This is a genomic window from Tabrizicola flagellatus, from assembly GCF_046295235.1.
GTDB classification, from domain to species: Bacteria; Pseudomonadota; Alphaproteobacteria; order Rhodobacterales; family Rhodobacteraceae; genus Tabrizicola; species Tabrizicola flagellata_A.
This window is the reverse complement of the sequence record NZ_JBKBLV010000067.1, coordinates 1-7,964: the sequence shown is the minus strand read 5'-3', so window position 1 is coordinate 7,964 and position 7,964 is coordinate 1. Positions and strand designations below refer to the sequence as shown.

At 68.9% G+C, this 7,964-nt stretch carries 7 protein-coding genes; 5 read left to right on the top strand and 2 right to left on the bottom strand.

Going from position 1 to position 7,964, the window contains the following annotated elements; genetic code table 11:
• The coding region (locus tag ACK4IU_RS18035; protein ID WP_409738058.1) for an extracellular solute-binding protein at nt 1-866 on the bottom strand (866 nt) is incomplete at its 3' end.
• A 404-nt stretch (nt 867-1,270) separates the two neighbouring features.
• On the opposite strand from ACK4IU_RS18035, the gene ACK4IU_RS18030 reads away from it, so the two are divergent.
• The 5 genes from ACK4IU_RS18030 to ACK4IU_RS18010 all read left to right on the top strand — a co-directional run bounded on the left by ACK4IU_RS18030 (nt 1,271) and on the right by ACK4IU_RS18010 (nt 6,765).
• Complete coding sequence (locus ACK4IU_RS18030; protein WP_409738055.1) at nt 1,271-2,497, top strand: aminotransferase class V-fold PLP-dependent enzyme; 1,227 nt, start codon at nt 1,271-1,273, stop codon at nt 2,495-2,497.
• A 181-nt stretch (nt 2,498-2,678) separates the two neighbouring features.
• Entirely contained in the window at nt 2,679-4,091 is a 1,413-nt protein-coding gene (locus tag ACK4IU_RS18025) for a cryptochrome/photolyase family protein (RefSeq protein ID WP_409738052.1), read from the top strand.
• 54 nt (nt 4,092-4,145) lie between these two features.
• Nucleotides 4,146-5,360, top strand: coding sequence for a class I SAM-dependent methyltransferase (locus ACK4IU_RS18020; protein ID WP_409738049.1), 1,215 nt, complete (start codon nt 4,146-4,148; stop codon nt 5,358-5,360).
• Between the two features lie 12 nt (nt 5,361-5,372).
• Nucleotides 5,373-5,825, top strand: coding sequence for a TrgA family protein (locus tag ACK4IU_RS18015; RefSeq protein WP_409738046.1), 453 nt, complete (start codon nt 5,373-5,375; stop codon nt 5,823-5,825).
• 1 nt (nt 5,826) lies between these two features.
• A complete protein-coding gene (locus ACK4IU_RS18010) occupies nt 5,827-6,765 on the top strand; it encodes an NUDIX domain-containing protein (RefSeq protein ID WP_409738043.1) in 939 nt (312 codons plus the stop codon).
• Between the two features lie 21 nt (nt 6,766-6,786).
• Here ACK4IU_RS18010 and ACK4IU_RS18005 read toward each other — a convergent pair whose 3' ends face one another.
• Complete coding sequence (locus tag ACK4IU_RS18005; protein WP_409738040.1) at nt 6,787-7,947, bottom strand: Gfo/Idh/MocA family protein; 1,161 nt, start codon at nt 7,945-7,947, stop codon at nt 6,787-6,789.
• Nucleotides 7,948-7,964: the final 17 nt, after the last annotated feature.

The following is a 7,964-nucleotide window of genomic DNA, read 5'->3' as shown; positions in this document are numbered from 1 at the left end:
AGCGGCTCGGCCGAGGAGGGCGCGAGCAGCGAGTTCATCAGGTCGTAGGCCTTGTCCTCCTTGCCGGGGCCGTCCTTCATGTTGACGAAGCCGCAGAACCAGGTGGCCGCGCCTTCCTTCGGGGCGCGGTTGAAGCCGACGGGGAAGTTCTCGCCCTGAAGGATCGCGACCGGGTCGTTCCAGGACCAGGCCACCTGCACCTCGCCCGAGGCCATCAGCTGCGACAGTTCCGAGGGGTCGGCCCAGTAGGCGCGGACATTCGGATGCACCTTGCGCAGCCAGTCGGCGGCGGCCTGGAACTGTTCGTCGGTCACGTTCTCCCAGGAGGTGACGCCGGTCGCCATGAAGGCCAGCGACCAGATGTCGTCGGTGTTGTCCGGCAGCGCGATGCGGCCGGCATATTTCGGATCGGCGAAGACCTGGACGGTCGCGACATCCTCGGCCGGGACGGTCTCGGCGTTGTAGGCGATGGCGGTATAGGCGTAGTCGGTCGGGATGAACCAGACGCCCTCGTCATTCTTGAAGGCATCGGCCATGCGCGCCGGAATATTGCCGAACTCGGGGATCTTCGAGACATCCCAGGGCTCGATCAGGCCGGCTTCCATGTAGCGCGGCACGGCGGCGGCGCAGGGGTGGACGACATCGGTGCGGAAGCCCGAGGAGACCTTCTGGAAGGCCTCGTCATCGTCGGCGAAGAAAACATAGGTCGGCTTCTGGCCGTTCTTCTCGACATAGGGCTGGAGCATGCCGTCGATTTCCCAGCCGGCCCAGTCGAGCACGGTCAGCTCGGGGTCTGCGGCATGGGCCGCGACGGACATGGACAGCGCGGAAGCGGCGCCAAGAAGGACGATGGATCTGCGGCTCATGTGATCTCCTCTGCGTGATGCGCTGGCGGATCGATCCGTCCTGCGCAGTCTGTTTCCCCTGCGAAGTCGCGGCCTCGCCGCCCCCCTTCAACGCGCCGAAGGTGGTTCGGGTTCCGGAAAAGGACAAGGGGAAACTGCGACTATCCGCAGCTTTTGCCGCAGAAAGCCGCGCAAATTCCGGTGACCTTGCGTCACCGTGCCTGATTGGCGGGCGGAGCGCAGGGCCGGCCCGGGGTTGCGGGACGCCGGCGGGCTTGCTAGTCCTGTCGGCGAGGTCGGGGGCGTCCCGACTCTGGCGGGCGGGGAGACATCCGTCCGTCTGGCTGGAAGACCTGCCGCAGACCGGGACCATCCCGCACTGCGTGCGGTGTGTCCCGCCTGCGGCCCCAGAGGGGAGTCGCGCCGTGGCGCTTGATCTTGAATTCGTCCGTTCGCAGTTCCCGGCCTTTGCCTCGCCGGTGCTGTCCTCGCATGCCTTCTTCGAGAATGCGGGGGGCAGCTACCCTTGCGTGCAGGTGGTGGACCGGCTGACCCGGTTCTACCGCGACCGCAAGGTGCAGCCCTATGGCCCCTATCCGGGGGCGCAGGCGGGGGGCGCCGAGATGGACGAGGCGCGCGACCGGCTGGCGGCGATGATGGGTGTCAAGCGGGAGGAGGTCTCGTTCGGACCTTCGACGAGCGCCAACACCTATGTCCTGGCGCAAGCCGTGCGGAAGTGGCTGGCGGGCGGGAAGGGGGCCGTCGTGGTGACGAACCAGGACCACGAGGCCAATTCCGGCGTCTGGCGGCGGCTGGCCGAGGAGGGGATCGAGGTGCGGGAGTGGAAGCTCGATCCCGCGACGGGGTCGCTGGACCCCGAGGCGCTGGCGGCGTTGCTGGCGGACGGGAAGGTGCGGCTGGTGTGCTTTCCGCATTGTTCCAATGTGATCGCCGAGATCAACGACGTGGCGGCGATCTGCGCGATGGCGAAGGCGGCGGGCGCGCGGACGGTGGTGGACGGGGTGAGCTATGCGCCGCACGGGTTTCCCGACATCCCGGCGCTGGGCTGCGATGTGTACCTGTTCTCGGCCTACAAGACCTATGGCCCGCACCAGGGGATCATGGTGATCCGCGAGGCATTCGGGTTCGAGCTGCCGGGGCAGGCGCATTTCTTCAATCACGGCACGCTCTACAAGCGGCACACGCCGGCGGGGCCGGACCATGCCCAGGTCGCGGCCTGCGCGGGGATGGCGGATTACATCGACGAACTCGCCGCGCGGCATGGGGTGACGGGGGATGCGGCCGCGCGAAACCGGGCGGTGCATGACCTGATGCGGGCGCAGGAGGTGGCGGTGATCCAGCCGCTCTTGGACTACCTTGGCCAGCGCAACGATGTGCGGCTTCTGGGGCCGAGGGAGGCCGCGCGGCGGGCGCCGACGGTGGCGGTGGAGCTGGACCGGCCGGCCGAGCCGGTGAGCGAGGTGCTGGGCCGCGACGGGATCGCCTGCTGGGCGGGGGACTTCTATGCCGTGCGGCCGCTGGAGGCGCTGGGCATCGACCGCGAGAAAGGGGTGTTGCGGATGAGCGCGGTGCATTACACCAGCGCGGAGGAGGTCGCGCGGCTGATCGCGGCGCTGGACCGGGTGCTGTAGCGCCCATCTTGCGGCGCGCTGGCGCGCAAGCCCTTGCGTTTGTCCCTGCGCGGCAGGCGCGCAGGGACGGCGTTGGGGGTTTGCCACCCCCAAACCCCCGGGAGTATTTGCAAAAAGGGCAAATGCAGGGTGATCCGGCTGTCTGGTCGCGGCGTAATGCCAGGGTGGGAAAGGCTGGGGAATGTCAGAAGCGCCGTTGATCCTGTGGTTCCGCCGCGACCTGCGGCTGGCGGACCAGCCGATGCTGGCGGCGGCGGCGGCGACGGGGCGGCCTCTCCTGCCCGTGTTCATCCTGGACCCGGAGACCGAGGCCCTCGGTGCGGCGCCGAAGTGGCGGCTCGGGCTGGCGGTTGAAGCCTTCGGCCGGGCGCTGGAGGGGCTGGGCCTGCGGCTGGTGTTGCGGCGCGGGCCGGCGCTGGAGGTCCTGCGCGGGCTGGTCGCGGAGGCGGGCGCGGGCGGGGTCTGGTGGTCGCGGCTATACGATCCGGCGAGCGTGGCGCGGGACACCGGGGTCAAGGCGGCGCTGAAGGGCGAGGGCCTGGATGCGCGCAGTTTCGCGGGGCATCTTCTGCACGAGCCCTGGGAGATCGAGACCGGGCAGGGCGGGTTCTACCGGGTGTTCACGCCCTACTGGAAGGCGATGCGCGGGCTGCCGGTGGCGGAGCCGGCGGCAGCACCGAAGGCGTTGCGGGGCGGCGCGGTCCGGCCCGGCTCGGACCGGCTGGAGGACTGGCGGCTGGGCGCGGCGATGAACCGGGGGGCCGGGGTCGTCGCCCGCCATCAGGCGGTGGGCGAGGCCGCCGCGCGGGCGAAGCTGGCGGCCTTCCTGGACGGACCGGTCGCGCATTATGGCGAGAGGCGCGATCTGCCGGGGGTGGCGGGCACCTCGCGGCTGTCGGAGAATCTGACCTACGGCGAGATCGGCATCCGCGCGGTCTGGCATGCGGCGCTGCGCCGGCGCGAGGAGGGGGCGGGGGGCGCGGAGAGTTTCCTGCGCGAGCTGGCCTGGCGCGAGTTCAGCTATCACCTGATGCACCATTCGCCGCAGATTACCACGTCGAACTGGAAGCCGGACTGGGACGACTTCCCCTGGCGCGGCGACAACCCGGAGGCGGAACGCTGGCGGCGCGGCATGACGGGCGAGCCCTTCGTCGATGCCGGGATGCGCGAGATGTATGTCACCGGCACGATGCACAACCGGGTGCGGATGGTGGTGGCAAGTTATCTCACCAAGCATCTTCTGACGCACTGGAAGGTCGGGCTGGACTGGTTCGCCGACTGCCTGACCGACTGGGACCCGGCGGCGAATGCGATGGGATGGCAATGGGTTGCGGGATCCGGTCCCGATGCCGCGCCCTATTTCCGGGTGTTCAACCCGGCGGGGCAGGCCGAGAAGTTCGACCCCGACGGCAGCTATCGCCGAAGGTTCCTGGCCGAGATGTCGCGCGCGCCCGGAGCCGAGGCGCTGGCCTATTTCGAGGCGGTTCCGCGGTCGTGGCAGCTGCGGCCCGACCAGCCCTATCCGGCGCCGGTGGTGGATCTGGCCGAGGGCCGCGCGCGTGCCCTTGCGGCATACGGGGCACGAAATGCTTGAGCAAGGCCGCGGCTTTGGCGAAAGTGGTGACGGAAAAGCCCTGTGGGGGGGGATATGGACGTTCTGACGACGGTCGAAGGCCAGCGCGACCTGCCGCGATATTTCGCGACGGCCTTCGAGGTGACCAGGCGGCTGGGCGAGGGTCGGCTGGATTTCGTGCTGCCGGACGGGCGGCGGTTCCGCGTCGAGGGCCGCGCGCCGGGCATCGCGGCGGAACTGCAAGTGGTGCATCCCGATCTTTTCGCGCGGCTGGTGCGCGAGGGGGACCTGGGCTTCTGCGACGCCTACCTCGACGGCTGGTGGACGACGCCCGACCTGCAGGCCTTCCTCGACCTGATCCAGCGCCCGGCGAACAACATCGTCGGCGACGGCTTTCCGGGCATGGGCCTGGTGCGCGCCTGGGAGCGGCTGCGGTTCTGGCTGCAGTCGAACTCGAAGCGCCAGGCGCGGAAGAACATCAGCTATCACTACGACCTCGGCAACGATTTCTACCGGCTCTGGCTGGACGAGACGATGACCTATTCCTCGGCGATCTTCGAGAACCCGCAGGAAAGCCTGGAAACGGCGCAGCGCCGGAAATACGCCAGCATGGTGGACCAGATGGGCGCGCGCGCGGGCGACCATGTGCTGGAGATCGGCTGCGGCTGGGGCGGCTTTGCCGAATATGCCGCGAAGGAGCGGGGCCTGCGCGTCACCGGGCTGACGATCAGCCGGGCGCAGCACGACTACGCGGTGGAGCGGATCGCGAAGGCGGGCCTGTCCGACCGGGTGGAGATCAAGCTGCAGGACTACCGCGACGAACGCGGGACCTATGACGGGATCGCCAGTATCGAGATGTTCGAGGCGGTGGGCGAGAAATACTGGCCGGTCTATTTCAACACCCTGCGCGAGCGGCTGAAGCCCGGGCGCCATGCCACGCTGCAGATCATCACCATCGCGGACGTGCGCTGGCACCTCTATCGCAAGGGCGTGGATTTCATCCAGAAATACATCTTCCCCGGCGGCATGCTGCCCGCACCTTCGGTCCTGCGCGCCGAGGTCGAACGGGCGGGCCTGCGCGTCAAGGGATCCATCGAGTTCGGGGAAAGCTACAGCCTGACGCTGCGGCGCTGGCACGAGACCTTCTCGGACCGCTGGGGCGAGGTCAGGAAGCTGGGCTTCGACGACAGGTTCAAGCGGATGTGGGACTTCTACCTCGCCTCTTGCGCGGGCGCGTTCCAGGGTGGAAACTGCGACGTGACGCAGATCACGGTGACGCGTCCGAACTGAGGACAGCTGCGAATGGCATCATCCCTGCCGACCGCCTCGAAACTCATGGCCGCGCTGTGCTTTGCGGTCGTAGGGTGGATCATGGCAAACTACTACGCGATGAACATGCCCGACGCCTCGGCCGCCGGGCCGATCAGGGAGGGTGCAGCGGTCATCGGGCTTTTTGTCGGCTGGGCGGTGATGGGGCCATCCGCCGGCAAGGGCTATGTCGAGGCGGCGGGGGCGGGGATCAAGACCGCCTTCGTCCTGGCGGTGGTGGCGCTGTTCATGCTGGCCCTGCGCGAGATGCTGCAGAACTCGGTCAAGATGCGCTACGAAGGCGCGCTGGATGCAATCCTCGACGTGTTCCAGGTGATGGCGCAGCGGTCGCACGGGCTGTTGTCGCTGGGGGTCTTCGGGACGATACTCGTGGGCGGCATTGCGGCTGGGCTTCTGACCGAGAACGCGGGCCGCCGCTGGAAGTGACGTGACCGGGTTTCCGCAGGACTGGCCGCCCGCGCTGCGGGCGTTTGTGTCGGGTGCGGATCCGGCCGGCACTTGGGCGCGTGTGGCCTATCTCGTGGCGGTGCTGGGGCAGGATGGCCTGCCCGCCGGGGAGGAGGGGCTGGAGCTTGCCGCGCTGATACTACAGGGCTGCGGCCATCTGCCTGCCGAGGCGATGGCTCGTCGCCTGCCCGGCCTGAGGGTCGAGGCGGCAAGCCGGATCAGGGCGGCGGCAGCACCAGGGCGCGCGTTGCGCCAGGGGCCGGGCGAGGTCGAGGCCAGGGGGGTCATTCCGTCCCATGCCGGGTTCTTCGCGGTGAACGTCCACCGGCTGCGCCATCGCCGTTTTGACGGCAGCCTCAGCCCGGATCTGACGCGCGAGGTCTTCGTTGTCGGCGATGCGGTGACGGTTCTCCCCTACGACCCTTGGCGCGACCGGGTGCTGCTGGTCGAACAGTTCCGCATGGGGCCCTACGGTCGCGGCGATCCGTTGCCCTGGCAGCTGGAGGCCATCGCCGGTCGGATCGACCCGGGCGAGACGCCGGAAGAGGCGGCACGGCGCGAGGCGGTGGAAGAGGCGGGGCTGGTTCTCGGCGTGCTGGAAAAGGTGGCGGAATACTACCCGACGCCGGGGGCGGTGGCGGAATATCTCTATTCCTTCGTGGCGCTCTGCGACCTGCCGGACGGGGTGGCCGGGGTCTTCGGGTCGCCCGACGAGGCCGAGGACATCAAGGGACACCTTCTGTCCTTCGACCGGCTGGTCGAGGTCATGGCGGCGGGCGAGATCGGCAATGCGCCGCTTCTGCTTACCGTGCTCTGGTTGCAGCGCGAGCGGGCGCGGCTGCGCGGGCAGGCGGGCCGGGATCCCGCGGACAAGGCCGGGGGGTTCACACCCCCGGACCCCCGTGGAGTATTTGGCTAAAGGGCAAGCAGGGCTTGCCGGCTACAGGTTCAACGCGGTCCACGCGCCGTTCTTGGCGGATGAGCGGACGCAGGCATCGACGAAGGCGACACCTTCAAGTCCTTCCTTCAGCCCCGGGAAGGTGGTGCCCTCCGGAACCGCGGCCCCCGCCTTGGCGGCCCGGATGGCGCGGGCGGCCTCGGTGTAGATGTTGGCGAAACCTTCGAGATAGCCCTCCGGGTGGCCGGGGGGAACGCGGGTGACGCGGGCGGCCTCGGGACCCGATCCGGCGCCGCCGCGGGTGATCAGGCGCTTGGGCTGGCCGAAGGGCGTGAACCACAGGTAGTTCGGATCCTCCTGCGCCCATTCGAGCCCGCCCTTCGTGCCATACACCCGAAGCCGCAGCCCGTTCTCGTTGCCTGGCGCCACCTGGCTGCACCAGAGCATGCCCTTCGCGCCCCCCTTGTAGCGCAGCAGCACATGGCCGTTGTCGTCCACCCGGCGGCCGGGGACGAAGGCGGTCAGGTCGGCCGAAAGCTGTTCGAGCGTCAGGCCGGTGACGAAGTTCGCAAGGTTGAAGGCATGCGTCCCGATGTCGCCGGTGGACCCGCCCGCCCCGGACCGCGCCGGATCGGTGCGCCAGTCGGCCTGCTTGTTGTCCACGGGTTCCGTGAGCCAGTCCTGGACATATTCCACGTTGACGAGCCTCAACTCGCCCAGCTCTCCGGCCGCGACCATCGCCCTGGCCTGCCGGATCATCGGATAGCCGGTGTAATTGTGGGTCAGCGCAAAGACCACGCCCGAGGCCTCGGCCGCCCTGGCCAGCTTCTTCGCCTCCGGGAGCGTCGCGGTCAGCGGCTTGTCGCAGATGACGTGGATCCCGCGCTTGAGGAACTGCATCGCCACCGGCGCATGCATGTGGTTCGGCGTCACGATGGCCACCGCGTCGATCCCGTCCTTGCGCCTGGCTTCCTTGGCCGCCATCTCGGCGAAACTGGTATAGGCACGCGGCACGCCCAGGTCGGCGGCCGAGGCGAGCGCCTTCTCGGGGTTCGAGGAAAAGGCACCGGCGACCAGTTCGTACTGGTCGTCGATCCGGGCGGCGATGCGGTGGACCGCGCCGATGAAGGCGTCACGTCCCCCGCCCACCATGCCAAGGCGCAGGCGTTCGGGGCGGGCGGTATGGGCGGCGTCGATGGGCATGGCTTACCTCGTCTCGT